Here is a 24,170-nt window from a genome sequence, read left to right as displayed (position 1 = left end):
GTCACCGGGCACCTCCCGTCAGGACGGTGAAGGCCACCGGATCGGCGACGCCGTCCAGGGCCGTCACGAAGCTCACGATCCGGTGCGCGCCGCCGCGGAAGGCCACCCAGCCGGCCGGGAGCCCGGAGGCGTCCTCCAGGCTGAGTGCCGCCACCGCGTGGCCCGCCTTGCGCAGCGTCTCCACCGCGCCCCACACCCTGGTCGCGGCCGTGCCGTACGGCTCGCCGCGCTCGGCGGCCAGCAGCCCGGCCAGCGCCGCGCCGTCCGCGCCCAGCAGCCCCTGCCACTGTTCGGCGGTCCGCTCGGCGGCCACCTCGACGTCGCAGCCGACGGTCTCGTCGGCGACCACCGTGAAGGTGACGCCGGCCGCGTGCGAGGAGGAGATCCGCCGCCCGTCGGCCAGTTCGGGCCGGCCGTCGGGACGGTGCTGCACCTCGGTGGTCCGGCCGAGCGCCCAGCTCGCCGCCTCGGCGGTGCGCCGGCGCCGGTCGTCGACCGAGGTGCCCGAGCCGTCGCCGCCGGGCAGCACCACGCACCGCACGGGGTGGCCGAGCGCCGCCTCGACGCGCCGTTCCAGGAACGGGCCGAGCAGCGCGGGCAGCCACGGTCCGGCGCCGTCCTGCTTGCGCACCGCCCGCAGCAGCAGGCCCTCCCACCGCTCGACCGGCAGGCCCGACTCGTCGCGGACCTCCAGGTCGTAGAGGTAGCTGTCGCCGTCCCTGGAACGCTCGCGGGCGTCCAGGAACAGCAGCCGGCCGGTGCGCGCGGCCTCGGCGTCGGCCAGGTGCAGCCGCTCGACGCTGACCGGCAGCAGGGTCGCCTCGGGGACGCACGCCTGGATGGAGTGCATCAGCGCGTCCCGGGTGCCCGGGTCGGCCAGCAGCAGGTCGCCGGGGTGGTAGCCGGCGAACCAGTCGGTGCGCGGGGTGTCGTCGATCTCGGCGAGGCAGTGCCGGGCCGCGAGGTCCCGGTAGCCGAGCAGCCGCTGGAAGCGGTCGCCCTGGAACAGCACCGGTCCGTACAGCTCGCCGGGCGCCAGCGGCACCCTCGGCACCTCGTCGGTGACCGGCGCCGGCTCGCCCTCCGGCCGGGCCGCGCCGAAGCGCAGAACGGCCCGGAAGTGGTCGGCCCGGAAGCCGGTCTCGCTGCTGCGCAGCACCGCCTCGACGGTGTCGGGCGCGGTGGCGAGGACGGCGATCCGCAGGGTCGTCGCGCCGCTCACCGGGACGACGATGGGCCGCAGGAACCTCATGTCCTCCAGCACCGGGACGCCCTGGTGGCCGGTCAGGGCGGTGGCCGCCTGGGTCATCGCCTCCATGCCGAGGACGGCGGGGAAGAGCAGGTCGCCGTCCAGCAGGTGGTCGGGCAGGTAGCGGTCGCCGCCGCCGGTGAGCTCGGCGTCCACGACCAGCTCGATCCCGGGGTAGTGCACCTGGGGACGCTCCAGGAAGCGCAGCAGCGGCAGTTCGGACCGCTCCAGGCTGATCGTCGGGAGTCCGCCGGCCCGGCCCATCACCACCAGCGCCGGAGCGGTGCCGGGGGTGGCGAGCAGCCGGCCGAGCAGCGCCACGCCGTCGTCGGCGGGGATCGGCTCGATGCCCTCGCGGACCAGGCCCTCCAGCACGCCGAGCCGCTCCCCCATCCCCGCGCCCGACCAGACCGACCACTCCAGGGCCAGGCAGCGGCAGTCGGGGTAGTCCTGCTGGAAGCGCACGGTCAGCTCGGTGAGCCAGTCGTTGGCGGTGGCGTAGTCGGCCTCGCCGCGCAGGCCGGCCCGGCCGATGATGCTGCCGAAGGTGACGAACAGGCGCAGCGCGGCCGGGTCGACGGCGGCCAGGACGGCCTCCACGCCGTCGATCTTGGTGGCGAGGGTGCGGCGGAACGAGGCCTCGTCGAGGGTGGCGAGCGCCTGCGGCTCGTTGCGGCCGGCACCGTGCAGCAGGCCGGTGACGGGGCCGAGCTCCCGGGTGATCTCGGCGACGGCGGCCTTGACCTGGTCGGCGGAGGTGACGTCGGCCCGGGCGTAGTGCACCCGCAAACCCGCGGCCGCCATCCGGGCGAGGTTGTCGGCGAGTTCGGTGTCCCGGGCGGGGTCGGAGCGGCCCATCAGACCGATGGCCGCGCCGTCGGCCCCGGCGAGGGCGATGGCGCACTCGGCGGTGATGCCCTTGCCGCCGCCGGTGACCAGCAGGACGTCCTGCGGACCGAGTGCCTGGTGCCCGGGGTCGGGCCGGAGGTCGACGGCGCGCAGCACCGGCACCCGCCGGGTGCCGTCGGCGTCGTAGTGCACCTCGGTGAACGCGGTGGTGGCCGCGGTGTCGGCGGCGATCCGGGCGCTGATCCGCTCGGCCTCCTCGGCCGACAGGTCCTCGGCGACCGGCAGGGTGACGACGGTGACGGGGATGTCGGGGGCCTCCAGGTGCAGGGTCTTGGCGAGCCCGGCCGCGCCCCGGCGGTCGCCGACCGCGACCAGCCGGGTGCCGGCGGAGCGCCGGGCCGGGTCGAGCGCGGCCCGGGCGGCGGCCAGCATCAGGCCGAGGTGGCGCTGGTCGCAGTCGCGGGGCAGGGCGAGCAGGACGCCGCCGCCGGGGCCGTCGGCCCCGAGCCGTTCGGCGAGCGGCCCGGCCAGCGGGTGCCGGTCGCTGGCGAAGACCTCCCAGTGGCCGCCCGGTCCGGCCGCCGGCGCGGGCGGGACGGTCTCCGTCAGGTCGACCAGGAACGGACGCACCCAGGACCCGACCCCCGCCGCCGCGGCCGGCGGGCGGCCGGCGTCCGGCGACTGCTCGGCCAGCTCGTCCAGCAGCTCGGCGAGCTGGCCGAGCGTCGAGGTGGCGAAGGCGGTGGTGACCGCCGGGGCCGCGATGCCGAGCTCCTGGGCGGCCTGGTTCATGATCTGGCCGACCGTGATGGAACTGAGGTGCAGTTCGTCCAGCGGGTTGGCGGCCGGGTCGACGGTGTCGACCGGCAGCTCGGCCCGCTCGGCGGCCAGCCTGATCAGCACCTCCAGGCTGGAGGCGCCCTCCCCGGCGCGAACGGCCGCGGGAGCGGCGGCGGAAGCGGCCGGCTGCGGCAGCGCGGCCTGCGCGGAGCGCTCCAGCACGAACTCCTCGCCGCCCGCCTCGCACGGGCTGGCGAAGAACCGGAACTCCTTGTCGAGCTCCAGCGGCCGGGTGAAGCGGTCGGCGAACAGCTGCTCGTGCCGGACGGGCGCGCCCATCGTCCAGGCGGCGGCGACGGCGCCGAGCAGCCCGGCCAGCGACATCGCGTCGGTCTCGGTGGCGACCGCGGGCACGCCGGGGAGGATCTCGGCGGCCAGCGACCTGAGGATCGTGCCGGGGCCGACCTCGATCAGCAGGTTCACCTGCCCGTCCATCGCCTCCAGCGCCTCGGTGAAACGCACCGGCTGGACGACCTGGCGGGTCAGCAGGTCCACCACGTCGGTGTCGGCGGGCAGCAGGTCGCCGGTGACGGTGGAGACCAGGCCCTCGCCGATCGCGCCGAATCGTTCCTGCGCCAGGTGTTCGGCCAGTCCGGCCGCGGCCGGGGCGACGGCCGGCGAGTGGAAGGCGTGCGAGACGTTGACCCGTCCCACCCCGATGCCCTGGCGTCCGGCCAGCGCGCAGACCCGTTCGACCGCGTCGACCGGGCCGGAGACCACGGTCTGCCCCGGGCTGTTGTAGCCGGCGATCACGACCGGCTCGCCGACGATCAGCGCCTCGGCGAGCGCCGGGGTGGTGGCGAGGGCGGCCATGGTGCCGCCGCCGTCACTGGCCGAGGCCATGATCCGGCCGCGGGCGCCCGCCGCACGCAGCACGGTGTCCTCGTCCATGGCACCCGCCCAGTGCAGGGCGGTGAGTTCGCCGAGGCTGTGGCCGGCGGCGCGGACGGCCCCGATGCCCAGCTCCTCCAGCACCCGCAGGCCCGCCACCGAGGCGGCGACGATCCGGGGCTGGGCGACGTCGGTGGCCACCTGGTCGCCGCCGGCCGGCAGGCCCAGGCGCTCGTACAGCTCCTCGACGGAGGAGAAGCGGCGGCGCAGCGCCCCGCCGTCGCCGCGCCGGCCGGCACCCTGGCCGGGGAAGAGGAACCCGATCCGGGGTGCCCGTCCGGCGCTGCCGAGGAAGACGCCCTGGGCGGGGGCGAGGGCCGCGCGGGTCCCGAAGTCCAGCAGCTGGGTCAGCGCGGCGAAGCGCTCCACGGCCTGCTCGGGCGAGGAGGCCAGCACGGCGGCGCGCAGCGGCCGGTCGTCCAGGTCGCGCTGCAGGGTGGCCGCCAGGTCGCCGAGTTCGGCGTACGACAGCTGCGCGCAGAACTCGCCCAGCCGGACCGCCTTGGCGCGCAGCTCGGCCGGGTCGGCGCCGTCCAGCAGGAACAGCTCGGTGTCCTGGCGGGAGGCGACCAGCCGGCGGGCCACGGCGGGCACGGCGGTGCGCCGCACGCCGTCGGCGTGCTCGACGACGACGTGCGCGTTGATGCCGCCGAAGCCCATGGAGGAGATCCCGGCCCGGATCGGCGCGCCCTGGGGCCACAGCTCGGCCCGGTCGGGGACGCGCACCGCCGGCTCGGGGCCGGTGAGTTCGGGGTGCGGGTCGACGTGGCTGGTGGCGGGCGGGATCACCTGGTGGCGGACCGCCAGGATCGCCTTGAGCAGCCCGGCGACACCGGCCGCGGCCTTGGTGTGGCCGAAGTTGCCCTTGACGGTGCTGAGCGCGGCGGGCGCCTGCGCCCCGGCGGCCCGGCGGGCCTCGGAGAACGCGCGCAGTTCGGTGGCGTCGCCGACGGCGGTGCCGGTGCCGTGCCCCTCGAAGTAGCCGACCGTCTCGATGCCGAAGCCCGCCGCGCGGTAGGCGCGGGTCAGGGCGAGCCGGTGGCCGCTCGCCTCGGGGCGGGTGATGCCGCCCTTGCCGTCGGAGGAGTAGCCCCAGCCGGGGATGGTGGCGTAGCGGAACCGGCCCTGGGCGCGGGCGTCCTCGTCGCGCATCAGGACGACCATGCCGCAGCCCTCGCCGGGCCAGAAGCCGTTGGAGCCCTTGTCGTAGACCCGCATCTCGCCGGTGGCCAGCGCCCCGGTCTTGGCGAAGCCGATGACCTCGAACGGGTCGATGCTGAGGTCCACGCCGCCGGCCACCGCGACGTCCATCCGGCCGTCGGTCAGGGCGTCGCACGCCGTGGAGACGGACAGCAGGGAGGAGGAGCAGGCACCGTCGACGGTGAAGCCGCCGCCCTTGAAGTCGAAGTGGTTGCAGATCCGGCCGGCGATGGTGTTGGCCAGGCCGCCGGCCAGGGTGTCCTCGCCGATCGGGGGGAACGCGCTCTTGTAGCGGCCCTCCAGTCCGTCCAGGAAGGCGGTCAGCGCGTCGTCGTCCCAGCCCTGCTCGCGCAGCGCGGCGCCCACGGTGCGGCGCACGTACGGCCAGCGCAGCCGCATCAGGTTGGCCCGGCTGAACTCGCCGGTGAGGGTGTTGCCGATGACGACGCCGGTGTTGGCGTCCTCCAGGCCCTCGCCGAACGGGAAGCCGGCGTCCTCCAGGGCGCGGGCGGCGGTGTCCAGGGCGAGCCAGTGGGTCATGTCGGTGGCGCGGAAGGTGCTGCCCGCGACGCGGTGGCGGACCCGGTCGAACTCGAAGCCCTCGATGACGGCGGCCTTGGCGCTGTAGAAGCGGTCGGGGGCGGCGGGGTCGGGCGAGTAGTAGTCCTCGGCCCGCATCCGCACGTCGGGCAGCCTGCGGAAGGCCCGGCGGCCCGCCAGCACGTTCTGCCACAGCTGTTCGGGGGTCTCGGCGTCGGGGTAGCGGCAGGCCATGCCCACCACCGCGATCCGCCCGCGGTCGGCCGGCTCGTCGCCGTTCCTCACCGACCGGAACCGGCTGTCCGTCACGCCGCCACCGCCTCGTTGCCCATGGGCCGCTCGGGCGCGGCCGACTGGACGGACCGGTCCCCGAAGGCACCGTCCGCCTGCTTGCGCTTGTTCCGGAAGTGCGCCACCCACCAGCCCAGGCCGCGCAGGCCGCAGACGAGCGTGGTGGCGAAGAACAGGGTGTAGACGACGTTGAAGAGCATCAGCACGCCGTAGACCATGGCCACCGAGGCGCCGAACATGAACTGGTTGCGGCCCTTGACCGGCGTGGTGCCCGGGTCGGTGATCATGTAGTTGGTGTAGAGCACGAAGGCGACGCCGCTCATCGGGCCCAGGGCGGAGAAGATCGCCACGTCCCAGATCCAGTGGCGCAGCAGCGCCTGGATGACGAAGCCGCCGAGCCAGCCCACGATCAGCGGGATGCGCTTGGTGAGCATGGCGTTGATGACGGTGCCGGCGGTGGTGATGATCAGCGGGATGGCGATCCGGAAGAAGGTGTTGGCGTTCTCGGTGAACTCGTACGGCGGGGCGATGCTGACCCAGGAGCCGAACAGCACCAGCGCCATGGTGATGCCGAAGTTCGACGGGTTCATGAAGTGCCGCATCCGGCCGTACACGGGGGCCTGGAGGACGTGCTTGGCGGCGACGCCGATGAACACGGCGAGCAGGATCGGCATCAGCCGGTCGTTCGCGTAGAGCAGCATGTTCGCGGCGAGGGCGGTGATGTGGGAGGGCAGCAGGAACTCGTACAGGCCGCGCAGGCCGTTGCCGCGGAAGCGCGGGGTGCGCTCCTGCGCCCAGGCGCTGATCATTTCGAGGACGATCTCGACGACGTAGCCGAACGGTGCGCAGATCAGCGGCCACAGCCAGGGCTGCTCGAAGCCGAGCAGGGTGTAACCGAAGATGTTGAAGACGGACATCGAGATGGCGAAGTTGCGCAGGGCGAGGTAGCGCGGGTCGCGGTTGGGCTTCTTCTTCTCGCGGCGGGGTCGGACGGCGTGGGCGGCCACGCCGGCGATGTCGGTCGCGGTCATCGGGCCGCCACCTCCTGGATGTCGTCGGTCAGCATGAGGGTGTGGCTCCCGGCGGTCAGCTGCTGGGTCTTGGTGTGCAGCGCGCCGGTGACGTCGCGCCAGGTGAACTCGGCGGTGACGGGGCCGCTCTGGTCGCCGAGGCCGAAGCGGACGTCGAAGCTGCGGAAGCCGCCGTGGCCGCCGCCGCCGTCGAGCTGGCCGATCTGCTTCTTGCCGTCGGGGGTGGTGATGCGGACGGTCGTGCCGTAGGCGGGCGTGCCGGTGGTGGCCAGGCCCTGGCCGGCGGTGGCGCCGGTGGCGGGCCGGTACAGCCGCAGCGTCAGGTCGCGGCCGAGCGCCGGGGACTGGTTGGCGTAGAAGGCCGGCGGCCCCCACTGGCGGGCGATCGCGAAGTCGAGGGCGCCGCGGCCGGTGGTGTCGGCGGTGGCGATGCCGCGGGTCGGGATCGGCACGTCGAGGCCGAGTTGCTTGCTGATGTTGGCGAACTTGCCGCTCTCGGTGCGGGCGTAGAAGGCCATCACGTCGTCGCCGGCCAGGTCGTCGCCGGGGCCGACGTTCGGCCAGATCTTCGGGTTGGAGAGCAGGTCGTCGTTGGTCATGGCCATCTCCTGCAGCCACGGCCAGCGGTCGATGTCGCCCTTGACGAAGCCGTCGGCCTGCAGGATGTTCTGCTGGCCGTTGTTGAGGAAGTCGCCCATCTTGGCGTCCCAGCCCCAGCCGGTCCAGGCGACGCCGTTGTCGGCGGCCTCCTGGGTGAACGGGGCGATGCCGGCGGCGAGCTTCCGCTTCGCCTCGGCCTGGTCCTTCGCCCGGTTGATCCAGAGGAAATTGCTCTCCTCCAGGCCCCAGGCGACGGTGATGTTGCTGACCATCATGTCGAAGCTGCCGTTGCCGTCCACGTCGCCGAAGTCGACGCCCATGCCCTTGAAGGAGCCCTTGCCGAGCACGAAGGACTTCGGGGTGGTCGGCGTGCGCTCGCCGGTGGCCTCCTCGAAGCGGATCCGGCCCGGGGTGGAGACGTTGTGCAGCAGGTGCGCGTGGCCGAAGTCGTTCGCGATGTACACGTCGGGCAGGCCGGAGCCGGTCAGGTCCGCACCGGCGATGGCCAGCGTCCAGCCGGTGGAGGCGTCGAACGGGATGGCGTCCTTCTCCTCGACGAACCGGGCGTCCGGCTCGGCTCCGGTGGTCGAGGAGTGGTAGCGCAGGACGTGGTCGCCGCCGGCGTTCTTCGCGCTCGACAGCGAGTCGTTCATCTCGACGTTGCGCAGACCGTTGGGGTCGAGCACGTCGGAGTCGGGGAAGTAGTTGCCGATCATGATCGACGGGTGGCCGCTGCCGTCCAGGTCGGCGACGTACGCGGCGTCGGTGTTCCAGCGCGGCCCGTGGTAGCGGCCGTCGAGGCTCTCCGAGGGGACGACCTCGCGCGGCACGTACGCCTCGGCGGAGGGCGTGCCGGCGTCGGCCTTGGCCATGAACAGCACCGGGGTGCGGCCCCAGTAGGTGACCAGGAAGTCGTTGCGGCCGTCACCGTTGAAGTCGCCGGGCGTGCAGCCGGTGGGCGCCATGGTGTCGTCCATCGGCAGCGGCTTGCCGTCGAGGATGAACGGGGTGAACCGGTCGGCCTCGGGCGCGGTCGGGGTCCAGGTGACCACGACGGCGTCGGTGCGGGTGTCCACGATGCACATGCCGTCGGCGAGGCCGTGGCCGGTGACGTCGTTGATGGCGATGCTGGCACCGACCGAGGAGATCCAGGCGCGGATCTTCTCGTAGGCCGGGTTCACCTTGCGGATCGTGTTCATCGGCCGCGACTCGTAGCCCGGCGGCATCGCGATCGGCATTTCCTTGAACCGGTAGGCCGCGGCCGCGTCGTCGGCGCCCGCGACCGCCACCGATGTACGGATCATGAAGAACATCGAGGCGGCCACCACTATGGTGACCAAGCCGGGCACGATCCTGCGGAATCGTCGTCGGTACGACATCCCAATTCCCTCCCGTGGGCGACGATAAATCGGCTGTCCGAGGCCGCCGTGAAAGAATTCGGCACCTACCCGCCACCGGACCTGACACTTGAGGATGTCCCGGGTCCGCAAGGCCTGCTTCTCTGACGTTGCCAGGGTTCGAAGGGCACCCCGAACACGGTCCGCGGAATTCCCGGACCGCGCGATCGGGCAGTCTCGGAGAAGACCGGGCACGGCCGGGCGGCGAAAATCGGGGGAGATCGAACCCACCGAATCCCCGTCTGGCGAGGTCTAATCCATGGTGCACACGTATGACGTGATAGTCGTCGGGTCCGGCTCGGCCGGCGCGGCCCTCGCGGCCCGGCTCAGCGAGGACCCGGGCCGTTCCGTGCTCCTCGTCGAGGCCGGCCCGGACTTTCCCGACCCGGCCGGCATTCCGCACGCCATCACCGACGGCAACGCGATGTCGATGTACGAGCACGACTGGCGCTTCCGCGCCGAGATCCTGGACGGCCGGCGCATCATCTTCCCGCGCGGGAAGATCGCCGGCGGCTCCTCCGCGGTCGGCGCGACGATCGCGCTGCGCGGCGTGCCGGAGAACTTCGACCGGTGGGCGGCGGCGGGCAACCCGGCGTGGACGTACGAGCAGGTGCTGCCGTACTACCGGCGGCTGGAGGACGACCTGGACTTCACGGACCGGTACCACGGAAGCGGCGGCCCGGTGCCGATCCGCCGCTTCCGGCCCGAGGAGATGACGCCGATGCAGGCCGCCTTCACCGAGGCGAGCCTGGAGGCCGGCTTCCCCGAGGTCGCCGACCACAACCACCCCGAGGCGACCGGCATCGGCCCGATCCCGTCCAACCGCCGTGACCCGCGCTTCCGGGTCTCCACCGCGATGGCGTACCTCACCGCCGACGTGCGGGCCCGCCCCAACCTGACGGTCGTCGGGGGCGTCCTGGTGCACGGGGTGCTGTTCGACGGCGACCGCACGGTGGGCGTGCTGGCCTCGGCCGAGGGCCGGGTGCCGGAGGAACTGCGGGCGCGCAAGGTGGTGCTGTCCGCCGGCGCGGTCAACTCCCCCACCCTGCTGATGCGTTCCGGCATCGGCCCGGCCGAGGACCTGACCCGCCTGGGCATCGGGGTGCGGCTCGACCGCCCCGGCGTCGGCGCCCACCTGCAGGACCACCCGCGCACCGGCGTCTTCCTGCGGCCCAAGGACGGCGTGGTCGCCGACGACGTGCCGTTCCTGCAGTCGATGGTGCGGACCACGTCCAAGGGCTCCGCGGACTTCAACGACCTGCAGTACTACATGGTCAACCACTTCGACCTGACGCTCTTCCCCGAGCTGCAGATGCTGGCCCAGGCGCCGATGATCTTCGGCGTGATGGTCGTGGACCAGCAGCCGGAGTCGGTGGGACGGCTGCGGCTGACCTCCACCGACCCGGCGGCCGGCCCCGACATCCGGCTGGACTTCCTCTCCACCGACCGCGACCTGGAGAAGCTGGTCGAGGGCGTGCGCACCTGCTGGGAGCTGGCCAACCACCCCGGCATCGCCTCGAAGGGCGACGGGTTCATCGTGCTGAGCGACCGGCTGGTCGAGAAGGACGCGATGGTCGAGCAGTACGTCAGGACCAGCCTGGACAGCGGCTACCACCCGGTCGGCACGGCCCGGATGGGCACCGCCGACGACGAGGGCGCGGTGGTGGACCAGCAGCTGCGGGTGCACGGCGTGGAGGGCCTGTACGTGGCCGACGCCTCGGTCATGCCGAGCATCGTCAACTGCAACACCAACCTGACCTCGATCATGATCGGCGAGCGGCTGGCGGACTGGCTCCGCGCCGAGTGACCCCACCCTCCCGGCCCGACGGCCGCCCCGGTGCCCGCGAGGCACCCGGGCGGCCGTCGGCGCGTCAGGGGCCTCCGCATCCAGGGCAATCTGAGAGACGAGAAGCCCGCGGAATTCCTGCCACCATGGGGAAAACCACGCCGCCGCCCGCCGGGCAGAAATACCGTGCATTCCCCCGGTATTCGAAAAGGCCCGCGGGGCGGTCCGCACCGTCCGAAGGGAAGGCGTTCACCCATGACCGATCCGAATGTGCTCAGCACCGTCCGCGTTCCGCTGGTGGAGGAGAACGAGGCCGAGGGACGGACGAAGGAGCTGTACGACGCGATCAAGTCGCGGATGGGCATCCCCTTCGTCCCGGACATGTTCCGGCTCGTCTCCAGCCGTCCCGACCTGCTGGAAGTCGTGATCGCCGGCTACGGCGGGGTCTTCAACGACGGCGTGCTGCCGCGCGCGACCCGCGAGATGATCTCCGCCTGGAGTTCCAAGGTCAACGGCTGCCCGTACTGCGTCGGCACCCACAACTGGTTCCTGGCCCAGTTCGGCGGCCCCGAGGAGCTGACCGACGCGATCGAGAACTCCCCCTCGGTGGAGGAGCTGCCGATCGACGAGCGCACCAAGGTGCTGATGCGCCTGGTCACCAAGGTCGGCACCGGCGCCTTCCGGATCACCGACGAGGACTGGGCCACCACCGAGGCCGCCGGCTGGAGCAACGAGGAGATGCTGGAGGCGGTCTTCACCGCCGCCCTGTTCGCCTTCATCAACCGCCTGGTGGACGGCCTGGGCCTGGGCAACTCGGTGGCCCGCAGCCGGGTCGCCTCGCAGCCGGAGGACGCCACCGTCTCCGCGGAGCGCCTGGCGGAGGGCAGGTGAGCGGGCGCTCGCGCGCGGTCCTGCTGACCGGTGCCTCCTCCAGCACCGGCATGTCCTCCGGCACCGGCCGGGCCGCCGCCCTGCGGCTGCACCGGGCCGGCTGGCCGGTGTACGCCACCGCCCGGCGCCCCGAGGCGCTGGCCGACCTGGCCGCCCAGGGCATCCGGGTCCTGCACCTGGACGTCAACGACGAGGAGTCGATGACCGCCGCGGTGGAGAAGATCGGCGCCGAGCACGGCGCGGTCGGCACCCTGATCAACAACGCGGCGTACAGCCTCAACGGCACCATCGGGGAAACCCCGATCGACGAGGTGCGCAGCCAGTTCGAGACCAACCTCTTCGGGCTGTGCCGGCTGACCCAGCTGGTCCTGCCCGGGATGCGGGAGCAGGGCGGCGGGCGGGTGGTCATGATGTCGTCCATCTTCGGCCAGTTCGCCACCCCCGGGCGCGGCTACTACCAGGCCACCAAGCACGCCCTGGAGGCCGTCAGCGACTCGCTGCGCCTTGAGGTGGCCAGGGACGGCATCAAGGTGGTGCTGATCGAGCCGTCACCGGTGCTCGGCGGCTTCGTGCCGATGTCGGTCGCCGACCTCGGCATGTCCGGGCAGGAACGGAACGGCCTGTACGACGAGTTCTGGAAGTACTTCGTCGACTGGCACGGTGCCTACCGGGAGACCGAACACCCCTCCGGCCGCGGCCGGATGGCGGTGCGCGCGGAGACCGTGGCGAAGGTCATCGAGAAGGCCGTCACCAGCGACAACCCGCGGATCCGGTACCGGATCGGGGTGCCGTCCCGGCTGCTGCCGCGGATGCGCTGGACCATCGGCGACGCGCTGTTCGAGCGCTTCGTCCGGGCGTTCTTCCCGGTCCCCTAGGCGTGTTTGACGATTCGCCTCTTGCGGGAATCGTCAAACACGCCCGGGCCTGCGCGGGCCCCGGCTCCCCGTTCCGGCGTCCTCCCGGGGCCGGGGCACAGCGCAAGGACGAAGAAGGAGGAGCCTGACCCTGATGTCACGATCGGGTGAAGCACCGACAGAAGACGCCGACGAGGCGAGGGGAGGACCCGCGGATGCCCACGAGCGACAGCGAGCCGACACATCGCGGTGGCCCGCGGAGCGGATCCGGAGCGGACTCGTGAGCGGCGGGCGGCGGCTCGTCCAGGCACCGCTCCGGGGACTGTCCCTGCTTCAGGTCCGGCACGTCTCGACCGTGTCGTTCGGCGAGGCCGCCGGCGACACGGCCCGGATCTACCGGGAGCTGGAACGGGACTTCGGGGTGCTCGCTCCGCCGGTGGCGCTGCACGCCCCGGTCCCGGAGCTGCTCGCCGCGTCCTGGGTGACCCTGCGCGAGACGATGCTGGCCGAGGGCCGCGCCCCCCGGACGGCCAAGGAGGCGGTGGCGGCGGCCGTCTCGGCGGGCAACCAGTGCCCGTTCTGCAGCACCATGCACAGCACCATCCTCGACTCGCTGTCCCTCCGGCCGGTCTCGCGCGGGCGGGCCGGCCGGCCCGGGCCGGCGGTCGGGGAACTGACGGAGTGGATCTCCACCGAGGGCAGGCCGCCGTTCCCGCCCGAGCTGCTCCCGGAACTGGCCGGAACGGCGCTGTGCCTGCAGTACCTCAACCGCATGGTCAACGTCTTCCTGGGTCCGCAGCCGCTGCCGCCGAACGCCCCTGACCAGGCGCTCGGACCGGTGCTCCGGGTGCTGACCGGCCTGATGCGCGCGTCCGTCCGCGCGAAGGCCGCACCGGGCACGTCGCTGTCGCTGCTGCCGTCCGCCGCACTGCCCCCGGACCTGGACTGGGCCGCGGGCGATCCGCGGATCGCGGACGCGCTGGCCCGCAGTGCGGCGGCCGTCGACCGGGTCGGCGCCGAACTCGTGTCCGACCCGGTCCGGAAGGTGGTGGCCGCCGAACTCGCCCGCTGGGACGGCACCGACCCCGGCCTCGGCCGGGCCTGGCTGGACGGCCCGCTGGGAGATCTGCCACCGGGCGAACGCCCGGTGGGCGAACTCGCCCTGCTCACCGCCATGGCCTCCTACCGGGTCGGCGAACGGGTCGTCGCCGCCGCCCGGCAGGCCGGCGCGGGCGACCGGGAGATCCTCGCGGCCACCTCCTGGGCGAGCCTGTGGGCGGCCCGCCGGCGGGTTCGGCACCTCCTGTCCGGCGACTGAACTCCCCGTCCGGCGACCGGATTCCGACCACCGGATTCCCGGCGCAACCGCTCCGCGGGAACCCGGTGGGAAGCCTCTCCACGGCGGCCCACCGGCGTTCCCGCACGTCTCCCGATTCGGCGATTTCTCCACGCGCCGGAACGCAGTTCCATCGATGTCCGCACACCCCCTGCTTCGCCTCCGGAAAACGGTGCGGTACCGGCCGGAGGAGCACCGCCGGAGCCACCGGTGGTTTCCGGAGGATTGCCCTCGATTCATCGACGAGCTTGGAGAGATGCCGTGCAGATCGCCGTTGAACGCGCGATAGAGACGATGTGGAACAGATACGAGGAACCACTCTCGCTGGACGAGATCGCGAACACGGCGATCCTCAGTAAATTCTATTTCTCCCGGGTTTTCCGGAATCTCACCGGCACCTCACCCGGGCGGTTCCTTTCGGCCGTCCGGCTGCACCAGGCGAAGACCATGCTGCTGGAGACCGATCTCAGCGTCACCGAAATCTCCTATCGCGTCGGGTACAACAGCCTCGGCACCTTCACCAGCCGCTTCACCCGCAGCGTCAGCCTCTCGCCCGCGCGCTACCGGGCGCTGGCGCGGGCCGGCCTGACCGAGCGCGCCGGCGCGGCGCTCTCCGGCGGCGACCGCCGCACCTGCGCGGTGCAGGGCAGCATCCACGCGCCGGAGACGGGCCGTCCCGTGCGGATCTACATCGGCGCGTTCCGCGAACCCATCGTGCAGGGACGCCCCGTCGCCTGCGAGATCCTGGACGGGCCCGGCCGGTTCACGCTGCGCGTTCCCGAGGGCGTCTGGTTCATCCGGGCCGCCGTGGTCGCCGCGAGCGACTTCCCGGCGCTGCCCTGGGAGCGGCGGCCGCTGCTGGTCGCCTCCGGCCCGGAGCTCTGCGTGCGCCACGGCCACGACAACGCACCCGTCCGGCTGGCCGCCCGCCCGCTCACCGCGCTGGACCTGCCGATCCTGCTGGCCCTGCCGGAGCTCGACTCCCCGCACCAGCCCGCCTGTTCCCTGCGCGACGCGAGCGCCCTCCTCGACCGGGAGGTGAGGAGCCTCCCCCACCGGGAGGTGGGGGCCCTGCGCACGGCGAACGGGCGGGACCGCTGAGCAGCAGCGGTCCCGCCCGTTCGCCGCGTCCCCACGACGCGCTCAGCGCCCGACGAGCGGCTCCACCTCGGCCGCGGGCGGCGCGAACGGGCCCCAGGCGAACGCCTCCGCCCACCTCCCGGGCGACTCGCCGGACCACTCCAGGCCCTCGATCTGCGGCCGGGTGCGGCGGCCGGTCAGCGATCGGAACAGGTCCACCGCCGCCCCGCTGACGGTCGCCGCGGGAGCGCCCTCACCCACCACCCAGGCCCTCCCGGGGGTCTCGATCCGCAGCGCCGGCAGCCCTCCGCCGTGCACCGCCAGACCGAAGCCCATGGTGGACAGGTCCAGCGCGCCGTCGAACGCGGGGTGGGCGGTCGGCTCGACGGGCGCGTCGAGCATCAGCCGCAGGTCGAGTTCGTGCGAGAACACGTCGAGCAGCAGGATCCGCCGGCGCAGCTCCGGGCTGTGGCCCAGGGCCTCCAGCAGCGCGCCGTCCAGCCCGTTCCAGCGCTCCAGCAGCTCGGCCACCGGGACGCCGGTCAGCGGCTCCTTGTCGATCTGGCTGTCCTCCTGGGCGACGAACGACTCGCAGATGTGCACCAGGTGCCCGACCAGGTCCCGTACGCTCCAGTCCGGACACGCCGGCACGCCGACGGCCTCCGGGTCCGGCAGCGCCGCCACCAGGCCGGCTATCGCCTCCCTGCTGCGCCGGTAGACCGCGTGCTGCTCCGCCGGGTCGTGCTGGGTCTGTGACGCTGTCACGGTCGTCTCCTCCGGTTCCGGGGCGCCTCGTGGGTGCCGCCGTCATGATGCGGTCCGTACGCTCGCCGCACCTGCCTGACGTTTCGTCAGCAAGCCGGTACGGTACATCCAGTGGACGGCGTCGGCCATGGTCTCCTCGACCGGCCGGGACGCCGGGGCGCCGACCGTGGCGTCCGCCGCGACGGGCACGGCGTGGACGCAGGTGTAGGCCGCGCCGTACTCGGCCGGGATGTGCCAGGGCCACACGCGCTGCAGGGCGTCGGCGAGCCGGGCCGCCGGGAGCATGGCCCGGCCGGGCAGCCGGGCGGCGGGCAGGGCGCGGCCGGTGGCCGCTCGCAGGGCCGCCAGGTAGTCGGCGGTGCCGAGGTAGTGGTTCGGGGTGAAGATCCGGTCCGGGGAGTCCGGCGCCGGCCCGGTGGCGAGGCCCGCCAGGGCGGCCGCGGTGTCCCGCACGTCGCCGAGCGGGAAGCCGCCGGTGGGCCAGACCGGCATGAGACCGCGCAACACGTCGCGCAGGCGGCCGGTCTGGTCGCCGAGCCCGGGGTCGTGCGGACCGAGCAGGGCCGGCGGGTAGGCGATGCGGACCGGGGCGCCCTCGTCCTGGAGCAGCCGGGCGACCCGTTCGCAGGCCGCTTTGCTGGCCAGGTACGGCTCCGCCGGCCGCCCCACGGCGCTGCCGGCGTGCAGCTCCGGGTCGGCGCTGGGGATCAGCGCGCCGACGGTCGACACGTGCACCACCGTGCCGGCGCCGGAGCGCACCGCGGCCCGCAGGACGGTCTCGGTGCCCAGCACGTTGGTGCGGGCGATGTCGTCGCGGCGCCTGCGGTCGAAGGAGTAGACCGACCCGAGGTGGACCACCGCGTCGGCGCCCTCGCACACCCGGCCCACCGCGGCCGGGTCGGTGACGTCTCCGACGACGGTCCCGACGGCGCCCGCGTCGACCCCGAGCGGGCCGAGCGCGGGCGCCACCCGCGCCGGGGTGCGGACCAGCAGCCGCACCCGGGCGCCCGCGGACACCAGGGCGGCGACGGTGTGCGAGCCGAGAAAGCCGGTCCCGCCGGTCACGGCGACCAGCCCGGCGGATCGACCGTTCGTTGCGGCCACGGACACCTGTGACTCCTCTGCTGCCGGACTGGCGTGACGGGGCGGTTGGTTCCGGTGGTTCGGGCGGTTCGGGTGATTCGGGCGGTCCAGGTGATTCGGGCGGGCGCCGGTCAGCCGACGCGCTCGCCCGGGGCGGAGCCGGGGCGGCGCGCGGAGTCCACCTGGACGTCCTTGGCGAAGGAGGCCATGAGCACCGGAACGGCCTCGGCCTGGAAGTCGACCTCGGAGTCGAACTCCTTGATCATTCCCTCCAGCACCAGCAGCGACAGCAGCGGGAAGGCGAACTCCGCCGCGGCGAACACCCCGAAGTCCCGCTGGAGTTTGAACAGGCGCGGCGCGAAGGCGCCGAGCTCGAAGTCCTTGGAGAGTGCTCCGGCGACCTCGTCCACCAGGTCGGTCACGGCCGTCCGGAAGGCCTCGCGGTCGAGGTCCCCGGGCAGCCGCGCGGCGCTGTCCAGGACGATGTCGGCGCACTTCGGCCCGTTGCCCTGCGCCATGTTGAGGAAGAAGCCGGCGAAGGAGCGCCGGACGGCGTCGGGCAGGCGCACCACGAACCCGGCGTCGAGGACCACCACCCGGCCCTCGCCGTCCAGACAGAGGTTTCCGGGGTGCAGGTCGCAGTGGACCAGCCCGTCGACGAAGAGCATCAGGTAGACCGCGTGGAGCACGTCGCGGACCACCTCCTGGCGGCGCTCGACGGTCATGCCCAGCGGCCGGAAGCGGCCGATGTCGGGGACGAACTCCATGGTGAGCACCTTCGGCCCGCACAGACCCTCGATCGGTGCCGGGATCCGCAGGTCGGTGTGGCCGGCGAGGTTGGCGCGCAGCAGCTGCAGGGACTCGCGCTCGGCGGTGAAGTCCAGCTGGTGGAGGACGGCGGTGCCGAGCTGACCGATCATCTCCTCGGCGGGCAGGTCCCGCATGCTCGGCAGCAGCCGTCCGGCCCGGGCGCCGAGCAGGGCGAGCCGCAGGTCGGCCTCCAGCACCGGGCGGATGCCGTGCCGCTGCACCTTGACGGCCACCTCGGTGCCGTCGGCGAGCCGGGCGCGGTGGACACTGGCGATGCTGCCGCAGGCCACCGGCTCCCACTCGAACTCGGCGAAGGCGTCGGTGAGTCCGGCCTCGGCGAGGGTGCGGGCCACCGCGGCGCGACGCGGCGGGCGCACCTCGTCGGCCAGTTCGGCGAGCGCGTCGCACCAGTGTTCCGGGAGGAGGTCGCGGCGGGTGCTGACCAGCTGCCCGGCCTTGACGAAGAACGGGCCGAGCGCGGTCAGCAGCCGCGGCGCCCGCTCCGCGAGCCGGGCCCGGCCGCCGCGGGTCGCCAGCCGCGGCAGGGCGGCGATCAGGTGTCCGGCGACGATCGACGCGGTGGCGCCGGCTCGTCTGACCAGCAGCCACCAACGCGTCCGTTGTTCCGGCACGGCACCTCCAGGTCTCTCGCTGTCGGGCGGGCCGAACCGGCCCGACAGCGAGGAAACCAGCCCGCCGACCGGCCGATCTATACGCGATATTGCTCAATCCGGTCGCGGCCCCCGCCGGGCGGGCCGAGGTAGGTCTGGGCGATGCCCAGCCAGTGGTCGGCCGCCGCGCCGACGGCGGTCAGCGCGAGGTCGTCGCGGTGCCTGCGCCGGGTGACGAGCAAGCAGAAGTCGGCGGCCGGGCCACCGATCCGCTGCGTGGCCTCCTCGGGGCCGAAGGCCCAGGAGACGCCGGACGGGCCGGTCAGCTCGAACCGGAACGGCTCGGCGGGGGGCTCCAGGCCGCGGGCCCGGTAGGCGAGGTCCCGGGTCCTGGTGCCGAGGAAGGCGATGTGGCCGATCCGGTCGGTGAAGACGTACGGGACGCCCACGGCCTCGTGGACGTCCTGGCCGTGCGCGAACACCTCCATCAGCGCCACCGCGGCGAGCACACTCGCCGGCAGCGGGCCGTCCAGCCAGGGCACCGGCTCGCGCCGGGGTGTGGCGGCGAGCCCCTTCTCGGCGGCGGCGCGCCGCTCGGCCCAGCGGCGCAGCAGGTCGGGGACGGGCTCGGCGAGGCCTTCGGCGAGCCGGGCCGCCATGCCGCTCTCGAAGTCCCCCCGGACGGGCGCGGTCTCGGCCTCGAAGGCGGCCGGGTCGCGCACCCCGAGGTCGATCAGGTGGCTGACCAGCGCCAGGTGCGCGATCTGGTGCCGGACCGTCCAGCCCGCGGCCGGAGTCGGCGCGGACCACTGCTCCGGCGACAGGCCGGCCACCAGTCGGGCGAGTTCGGCCCCTTCCGTCGCCAGGTCGGCGCAGACGTCGTTCATTGCCGTCATGTCGGCATTCCCTTCCCTGTTGAAGCGTTTTCAACCCGATCGCTCACATTCATTTTCCGGACGCGTCCCAGGGGCGGGCTTCTCCGTGCGTGCCGGTCGCATCCGGCACTGGACATTCAGGGACGTATAGGTTTCCGCCGCCCGGGGCAGATTGTCGACAACCGGCCCACACCGCAATCCAGAAGGTGCGAGAGTCACGCGTTGGCAAAACGATGTGTCTGCGCCAAAACCCGGCCGAGTCACCGCCCGGCCGGTTCCGACGAGAATGGGAGAAGCGCGCCGGTTCCGGGAGCCGCGAGGACGTCGAGCCTTGCGGCGCTCACCCCGCGTGGACAGGGACACACCGCCTGCGCCGCGCCGGGGAGACCGGCCCGCGATCCCACGAGGATCCGAGCGTCACCGGTCCAAGATATGGCATGCGAGATACCGACGAGCCCAAGGTAGGGAGATCCGGATGGCCATTGCTGCGGCGATTGAGCGAAGTATAGACGCCATGTGGCAGAATCACGCGGATCCGATTTCCCTCGAGCAGCTTGCTGATATTGCTTCCTACAGCAAATTTCACTACTGCCGGATGTTCAATGAACTGACCGGGACGTCACCCGGCCGGTTCCTCACCGCGATCCGGATCTTCATGGCCAAGCGGCACTTACTGGAGACCCCGGACAGCGTCACCGACATCACCTACCGGGTGGGCTACAACAGCCTGGGCACCTTCACCAGCCGTTTCACCCGCAGCGTCGGCGTCGCGCCGACCCGCTACCGCGCGCTGGCCCAGGAGGACGACCTGCCGCCGCTCACCCCGCCGGGCGCCGGGACCGGCCACGGCCTGTCCTCCGTCACCGGACAGCTCTTCTTCCCGTCCGAGGTCGGCCCGGTCCGGGTCTACGTGGGCGCGTTCAACACCCCGATCGTGGAGGGCTACCCGCAGGCCTGCGACATCCTGGACGAGGACCGCCCGTTCCGCCTGCACGTCCCCGACGGCCTGTGGTTCATCCGGGCCGCCGCCGTGGCCATGGACGACGACTCCCCCCGGAACCAGATCCGCCTGCCCAGGCTCTTCGGCACGGGCTGGGCGGTCCGGGCCCGCGGCGGCCGCGCCTACGTCGCCGACGTCCAGCTCCGCGAGGTGACCCCGTTCGACATGCCGATCCTGCTGGCCGTGCCGGAACTCGACGGCTCCAGACGCCTGACGCACGCCGCGACCCGCTAGCCGTCCCCCGCAGCCGAATGGATCTCCCCCGTCCACCCCACGACAGGCGTCCCTTCGGCAGGGGGCCTCACCCACGCCGTCCCGTCCGGACCCGGCCGGGACCCTCGCCCTCCCCGCGGGCACTCGGCCGAGGACTTCCCGGCCGGGTGCCCGCCCGGCGCGAGTCCGCGACACGGCTCGCGCCCAGCGCCCGTCGGTCCGGCCCGCCAGCCGAGCGGCCCTCAGCCCAGCCCGGCCCGTCAGCCCGGCCCGTCAGCCCAGCCCGTCGAGCGCGGCCAGGATGTCGGCCGGCTCGGCGCGGGTGGTGTAGTCCGTGTCGACGAAGGCCCAGCGGATGGCGCCCGAGCGGTCGATGACGTAGGTCGCCGGGATGGGCAGCGTCCGCGGGTGGCCCGCGTTGAAGCGGTCCAGGTCGATGCCCGCGCGGGCGTAGACGGCGGCGAGGTCGTCCGGCAGGTCGAAGGCGAGGCCGTACTGCACGGCGGTGCCGCAGCCGAGGTCGCTCAGCACGTCGAAGGCCAGCTCGTTCTTCTCCGCGTACGACAGGGACTCGTCCGGGTTCTGGGGCGAGACGGCGACCAGGCGGGCGCCGCGGGCCGCGATGGCGTCGTGGTGCCGCTGCAGGGAGCGCAGGGCGATGTTGCAGTAGGGGCACCAGGCGCCGCGGTAGAAGGTCAGCACCACCGGGCCGTCCGCGAGCAGTTCGGCCAGCTCGACGCTCCGGCCGGTGGCCGAGGGCAGGGCGAAGGACGGCGCCTTCGCACCGACGGTCAGCGCCCGGTCCGCCTGGCCGGAGTCGGCCAGCTCCCGGGCCGCCCGCTGCATCACGGCGCCGACTTCGGCGGGGATCTGCTGCCGGCGGCTCTCGAAGAAGGCGCGCAGCTCGGTGTTGACGCTCATGGATCTCTCCCGCGGTAATCTCGGAATGCCATCTTGGAACGTTCGTTTCAAGATAATGGCAACCCGCGTCTCCCGGTCAAGGGTGCGGCCGGATATCTTGGAATCATCGGTCCAAGACAGGTGGTGAAGCATGGCGGACGTCAAGCACTTTGATCCGGACGCGACGCTGGACACCGTGATGCGGCTGTTCTGGCGGCAGGGCGTGGCCACCACCGGCGTCCAGGACGTCGTCGACGCCACCGGGCTCAGCCGCTCCAGTCTGTACGCGACCTTCGGCGGCAAGCAGGAGCTCTACCGCGCGGCGCTCGAACGCTACGTCCGGGAGCGGTCGCGGCCCCTTCTCGGCCGCCTGGAGGAGGACGACCGCGGCCTGCCGGCCGTCGGCGAGTTCTTCGCCGTGCTGATCGAGAGGCGCTGCACCGGCGAGTTCGCCCAGTGGGGCTGCATGGTCTCCAACGCCCACGCCGGCACCGAGAACGGCAACCCCGCGGTGCGCGCCGTCCTCGACCGGCAGCACCGGTACCTGCGCGCCGCCCTGCACACCGCCCTCGTGTCGGCGCAGCGGCAGGGCCAGCTCGCCGAGGGCGCCGATCCGGACTCCGCGGCCGACGTCCTGGCCCTGCTGGCGCACGGGGTGAACCTGCGCTCCCGCGCCGGAGCGGACGCCCGGGAGCTGCGGGCCACCGTCACGGCGGCGATCGCCGCGTTCCGGGCCCCGGAGCGTTGCAGCGACGGCTGAGCTCCGGCGGACGACCGCAGGGGCAGTCGTCCGCCGGAGGCCCGCCGGCGCCGGGGCGGCGACACCACCGGCGACACCGCGACACTCATCGCGGATCCCCGCCGCCGGCGCGCCCCGGCCCGCGCTACTTGCTCACGGCGAAGCGCATCAGGTCCTTCTCGTCCCCCTGCTTGATCTTCCCCGTCTCGTTGATCACCTGGAGCTTCCAGCCCGCGCCCGCCCGTATCGCCTTGGCCACGGCGCAGCCGTTGTCGTTGGTGAGCATGCTGGGCCAGATGTCCGCGACCTGCTGGCTGCTGCCGCCCGTCGCGTCGTAGACCTTGAAGCTGATGTTGCGGGCGTTCTGGAAGGCGCTGCGCTTCTTGTACGCGGCGGCGACGAACACGATCGCGGTGATGTTGGCGGGCACCCGGGCGAACTCGACGGTGACCGTCTCGTCGTCACCGTCGCCGTGCCCCGTCTGGTTGTCACCGCTGTGGACCAGTGAGCCGTTCCCCAGAGGATCCAGCGAATCCAGGCCGGCGAGGCGCACGGGCTCGGCCCCCTGCATGGCGATGGCGATCAGGTCGAGGTCGGTGCCCTGCTTCTGCCGGATCTTGCCCAGCAGCCCGCCGCTGCTCCCTGCGGTCGGATCCCAGGAAACCCCGATGGACAGGTGGGTCACCCCGTCCAGATCCGCCGGGCCGTCTTCCTTCGTCAGCGTGATCATGCGCGGTCCTCTCGGTGGGGGAACTGTTGCGGATTCGAGTCTGCCTGGTGCGACGCCCATCGGCTCACCTGGGGCACGAGCGGCAGCCGGCGGTTCCGGCCCGCTCACCGGGTGACCCCGGGCGACGGACTTCGCGTACGACGTTGTGCGGTGCCGACCTGACATCCTCTGCGCTGTTGGACTCGGACATAGTTCGCCGGTGTGACCGGCTCGCGGCACTCCACCACCGCCGGGGCGAACCCGCCGAGTGGGCGGCACATCGTCCGACCAGGGCAGACACCGTTTCCTCAGCACAATACCCGCCGCCGTCCCGTCCGCCCGAGCCCCCGTCTCCACCGGGGACGAACTCCCCCGTGGCGGTCACCCACTCCCCGGCGCCGACCTGCCGAGCCGTCACGGCGCCGGCCCGCTGCCCGACCCGCCGGACCGCGGGGACGCCTCTCCGGCCGCCCCCGGTCACGGCAGCACGGGAGCGGCCGAGGAGGCAGCAGCCGTCCTCGCAGCGTCCTCCCGCGTCAGCGCACCCGTCCTCGGGCCTTCAGGGGGATGTCGGGAAGCTCCGGAGCCCGCAGCCGGGCCCCGTCGTAGCCGTGGACCTCGCCGAAGCGGGTGCCGGTTTCCCAGTCGTCGCGGGCCTGGAGGATCTCGTCACCGGTGCGGCCGATGAAGTTCCACCACATGACGAGTTTCTCGGCGAAGGGTTCGCCGCCGAGGAGGAGGAAGGCGGCGTCGGTGGGGGCGTGGAGGGGGAGTTCGCGGCGGCCGGTGCCGAGGTAGAGCATGGAGCCGGGGCCGAGGCGGACGCCGTCGACGTCGGTGGTGCCGGACATGGTGAGGACGGCGTACTCGAAGTCGGGGTCGAGGGGCAGGCGCAGGCCTGTGCCGGCGGTGAGGGTGAGGTCGGCGCCGACGAGGGGGGTGTGGGTGGTGCCCGGGGAGGTGGCGCCGTCGAGGGTGCCGAGGATGACGGTGGCGTGCAGGCCCGGGGCGGTGACGGTGGGTAGCTCGGCGTGGTGCTCGAAGGCGGGCTCGCGGTGGCGGTGGGCGTCCGGGAGGGCGACCCAGAGCTGGGCGCCGTGCAGGAATCGGGCGTGCGGGCGGGGGGACTCCTCGCTGTGGGAGATCGCCCGGCCGGAGGTCATCAGGCCCAGCTCGCGCGGGCGCACCGTCCGCAGGCTGCCCAGGCTGTCGCGGTGCAGCACCTCACCGGCGTGCAGCCAGCTGACCGTCTGCAGACCCATGTGCGGGTGCGGGGGCACCTGCATGCCCGGCTCGTCCGCGATGTCGTCCGGACCGTAATGGTCCACGAAGCACCACGCGCCCACCATCCGCCGGCCGAGGCTGGGCAGCAGGCGGCGCACCACCGTGCTCTCCCCCAGCCGCACCTGACGGGCCGGCAGCAGGTCCCGGACCGGGCCGGTGCCGGGCTCGCCGCCGCAGGTGGTCGGGGCGGGCTTGACGTCGAGGTTGCTCATGGGGCGGTCACCGCCGTGCGCGTCGGGCCGGGGAAGGTCGCGGGACCCGGATCCCGCGGCCGGAGGGGGTCGTCGCAACGATCCTCCTCCGGGGCGCGGCGATCCTCCACCCGGAACCGCCCGGCCGGGTCCCG

Annotated in this window: 17 protein-coding genes; 7 read left to right on the top strand and 10 right to left on the bottom strand. The window is 73.2% G+C overall.

Going from position 1 to position 24,170, the window contains the following annotated elements:
- Position 1: 1 nt before the first annotated feature.
- Genes ABT238_RS22420 through ABT238_RS22410 form a run of 3 tightly spaced genes read right to left on the bottom strand, consistent with a single transcriptional unit; the run spans position 2 to position 8,870 of the window.
- Complete coding sequence (locus tag ABT238_RS22420) at positions 2-5,878, bottom strand: type I polyketide synthase (RefSeq protein ID WP_350567092.1); 5,877 nt, start codon at positions 5,876-5,878, stop codon at positions 2-4.
- The gene (locus ABT238_RS22415; protein WP_350780288.1) at positions 5,875-6,891 is read right to left on the bottom strand and encodes an enediyne biosynthesis protein; all 1,017 of its coding nucleotides are present in this window, start codon (positions 6,889-6,891) and stop codon (positions 5,875-5,877) included. The genes ABT238_RS22420 and ABT238_RS22415 overlap by 4 nt, the downstream gene beginning before the upstream one ends.
- Positions 6,888-8,870 carry an FG-GAP repeat domain-containing protein gene (locus ABT238_RS22410; protein ID WP_502884291.1) on the bottom strand — a complete coding sequence of 661 codons (1,983 nt, stop codon included), beginning with the start codon at positions 8,868-8,870 and terminating at the stop codon, positions 6,888-6,890. Before ABT238_RS22410 ends, ABT238_RS22415 begins: the two co-directional genes overlap by 4 nt.
- Positions 8,871-9,147: 277 nt before the next feature.
- Here ABT238_RS22410 and ABT238_RS22405 point away from each other — a divergent pair, with 277 nt between their 5' ends.
- The 5 genes from ABT238_RS22405 to ABT238_RS22385 all read left to right on the top strand — a co-directional run bounded on the left by ABT238_RS22405 (position 9,148) and on the right by ABT238_RS22385 (position 14,856).
- Positions 9,148-10,695 (top strand): GMC family oxidoreductase, encoded by a 1,548-nt coding sequence (locus ABT238_RS22405; protein ID WP_350780267.1) that lies wholly within the window; start codon positions 9,148-9,150, stop codon positions 10,693-10,695.
- Between the two features lie 234 nt (positions 10,696-10,929).
- Positions 10,930-11,565, top strand: coding sequence for a carboxymuconolactone decarboxylase family protein (locus ABT238_RS22400; RefSeq protein ID WP_350567084.1), 636 nt, complete (start codon positions 10,930-10,932; stop codon positions 11,563-11,565).
- A complete protein-coding gene (locus ABT238_RS22395; protein ID WP_350567082.1) occupies positions 11,562-12,440 on the top strand; it encodes an SDR family NAD(P)-dependent oxidoreductase in 879 nt (292 codons plus the stop codon). The genes ABT238_RS22400 and ABT238_RS22395 overlap by 4 nt, the downstream gene beginning before the upstream one ends.
- A 259-nt stretch (positions 12,441-12,699) precedes the next feature.
- Positions 12,700-13,737 (top strand): carboxymuconolactone decarboxylase family protein, encoded by a 1,038-nt coding sequence (locus ABT238_RS22390; protein ID WP_350780195.1) that lies wholly within the window; start codon positions 12,700-12,702, stop codon positions 13,735-13,737.
- A gap of 279 nt (positions 13,738-14,016) precedes the next feature.
- Positions 14,017-14,856 carry a helix-turn-helix domain-containing protein gene (locus tag ABT238_RS22385; RefSeq protein WP_350567077.1) on the top strand — a complete coding sequence of 280 codons (840 nt, stop codon included), beginning with the start codon at positions 14,017-14,019 and terminating at the stop codon, positions 14,854-14,856.
- A gap of 42 nt (positions 14,857-14,898) precedes the next feature.
- Here the strand turns inward: ABT238_RS22385 and ABT238_RS22380 are convergent, their stop codons facing one another.
- From ABT238_RS22380 to ABT238_RS22365, 4 genes are all read right to left on the bottom strand, one after another.
- A complete protein-coding gene (locus tag ABT238_RS22380) occupies positions 14,899-15,600 on the bottom strand; it encodes a maleylpyruvate isomerase family mycothiol-dependent enzyme (protein ID WP_350780143.1) in 702 nt (233 codons plus the stop codon).
- Positions 15,601-15,642: 42 nt separating this feature from the next.
- Positions 15,643-16,710: an SDR family NAD(P)-dependent oxidoreductase gene (locus tag ABT238_RS22375; protein ID WP_350567072.1), complete on the bottom strand. Its 1,068-nt coding sequence runs from the start codon at positions 16,708-16,710 to the stop codon at positions 15,643-15,645.
- A gap of 104 nt (positions 16,711-16,814) precedes the next feature.
- Positions 16,815-18,125 (bottom strand): ABC1 kinase family protein, encoded by a 1,311-nt coding sequence (locus tag ABT238_RS22370; RefSeq protein ID WP_350567069.1) that lies wholly within the window; start codon positions 18,123-18,125, stop codon positions 16,815-16,817.
- Between the two features lie 77 nt (positions 18,126-18,202).
- Positions 18,203-19,000, bottom strand: a complete 798-nt coding sequence (locus tag ABT238_RS22365) for a TIGR03084 family metal-binding protein (protein WP_350567066.1) — start codon at positions 18,998-19,000, stop codon at positions 18,203-18,205.
- 454 nt (positions 19,001-19,454) lie between these two features.
- Here ABT238_RS22365 and ABT238_RS22360 point away from each other — a divergent pair, with 454 nt between their 5' ends.
- Positions 19,455-20,213 (top strand): helix-turn-helix domain-containing protein, encoded by a 759-nt coding sequence (locus ABT238_RS22360; RefSeq protein WP_350567063.1) that lies wholly within the window; start codon positions 19,455-19,457, stop codon positions 20,211-20,213.
- A gap of 252 nt (positions 20,214-20,465) precedes the next feature.
- Here the strand turns inward: ABT238_RS22360 and ABT238_RS22355 are convergent, their stop codons facing one another.
- On the bottom strand, positions 20,466-21,113 hold the full coding sequence (locus tag ABT238_RS22355; protein WP_350780039.1) for a peroxiredoxin-like family protein: 648 nt from the start codon (positions 21,111-21,113) through the stop codon (positions 20,466-20,468).
- Positions 21,114-21,243: 130 nt separating this feature from the next.
- Between ABT238_RS22355 and ABT238_RS22350 the strand changes: the two genes are divergently transcribed.
- A complete protein-coding gene (locus ABT238_RS22350; RefSeq protein WP_350567058.1) occupies positions 21,244-21,852 on the top strand; it encodes a TetR/AcrR family transcriptional regulator in 609 nt (202 codons plus the stop codon).
- Positions 21,853-21,976: 124 nt separating this feature from the next.
- On the opposite strand, the gene ABT238_RS22345 is transcribed toward ABT238_RS22350, so the two are convergent.
- Positions 21,977-22,561 carry a TerD family protein gene (locus ABT238_RS22345; RefSeq protein ID WP_350567055.1) on the bottom strand — a complete coding sequence of 195 codons (585 nt, stop codon included), beginning with the start codon at positions 22,559-22,561 and terminating at the stop codon, positions 21,977-21,979.
- 515 nt (positions 22,562-23,076) lie between these two features.
- Positions 23,077-24,036, bottom strand: a complete 960-nt coding sequence (locus ABT238_RS22340; protein ID WP_350779982.1) for a pirin family protein — start codon at positions 24,034-24,036, stop codon at positions 23,077-23,079.
- Positions 24,037-24,170 lie beyond the last annotated feature (134 nt).

The organism is Kitasatospora sp. NPDC001527, assembly GCF_040298605.1.
Classification (GTDB): domain Bacteria; phylum Actinomycetota; class Actinomycetes; order Streptomycetales; family Streptomycetaceae; genus Kitasatospora.
This window is presented reverse-complemented; position numbering and strand designations above follow the sequence as displayed.

Excerpts from the sequence above, each read along its gene's own strand:
- ABT238_RS22415 (WP_350780288.1), bottom strand. The coding sequence starts at position 6,891 with ATGACCGCGACCGACATCGCCGGCGTGGCCGCCCACGCCGTCCGACCC.
- ABT238_RS22410 (WP_502884291.1), bottom strand. The coding sequence starts at position 8,870 with ATGTCGTACCGACGACGATTCCGCAGGATCGTGCCCGGCTTGGTCACC.
- ABT238_RS22405 (WP_350780267.1), top strand. The coding sequence starts at position 9,148 with ATGGTGCACACGTATGACGTGATAGTCGTCGGGTCCGGCTCGGCCGGC.
- ABT238_RS22400 (WP_350567084.1), top strand. The coding sequence starts at position 10,930 with ATGACCGATCCGAATGTGCTCAGCACCGTCCGCGTTCCGCTGGTGGAG.
- ABT238_RS22365 (WP_350567066.1), bottom strand. The coding sequence starts at position 19,000 with ATGACGGCAATGAACGACGTCTGCGCCGACCTGGCGACGGAAGGGGCC.
- ABT238_RS22360 (WP_350567063.1), top strand. The coding sequence starts at position 19,455 with ATGGCCATTGCTGCGGCGATTGAGCGAAGTATAGACGCCATGTGGCAG.
- ABT238_RS22355 (WP_350780039.1), bottom strand. The coding sequence starts at position 21,113 with ATGAGCGTCAACACCGAGCTGCGCGCCTTCTTCGAGAGCCGCCGGCAG.
- ABT238_RS22350 (WP_350567058.1), top strand. The coding sequence starts at position 21,244 with ATGGCGGACGTCAAGCACTTTGATCCGGACGCGACGCTGGACACCGTG.
- ABT238_RS22345 (WP_350567055.1), bottom strand. The coding sequence starts at position 22,561 with ATGATCACGCTGACGAAGGAAGACGGCCCGGCGGATCTGGACGGGGTG.
- ABT238_RS22340 (WP_350779982.1), bottom strand. The coding sequence starts at position 24,036 with ATGAGCAACCTCGACGTCAAGCCCGCCCCGACCACCTGCGGCGGCGAG.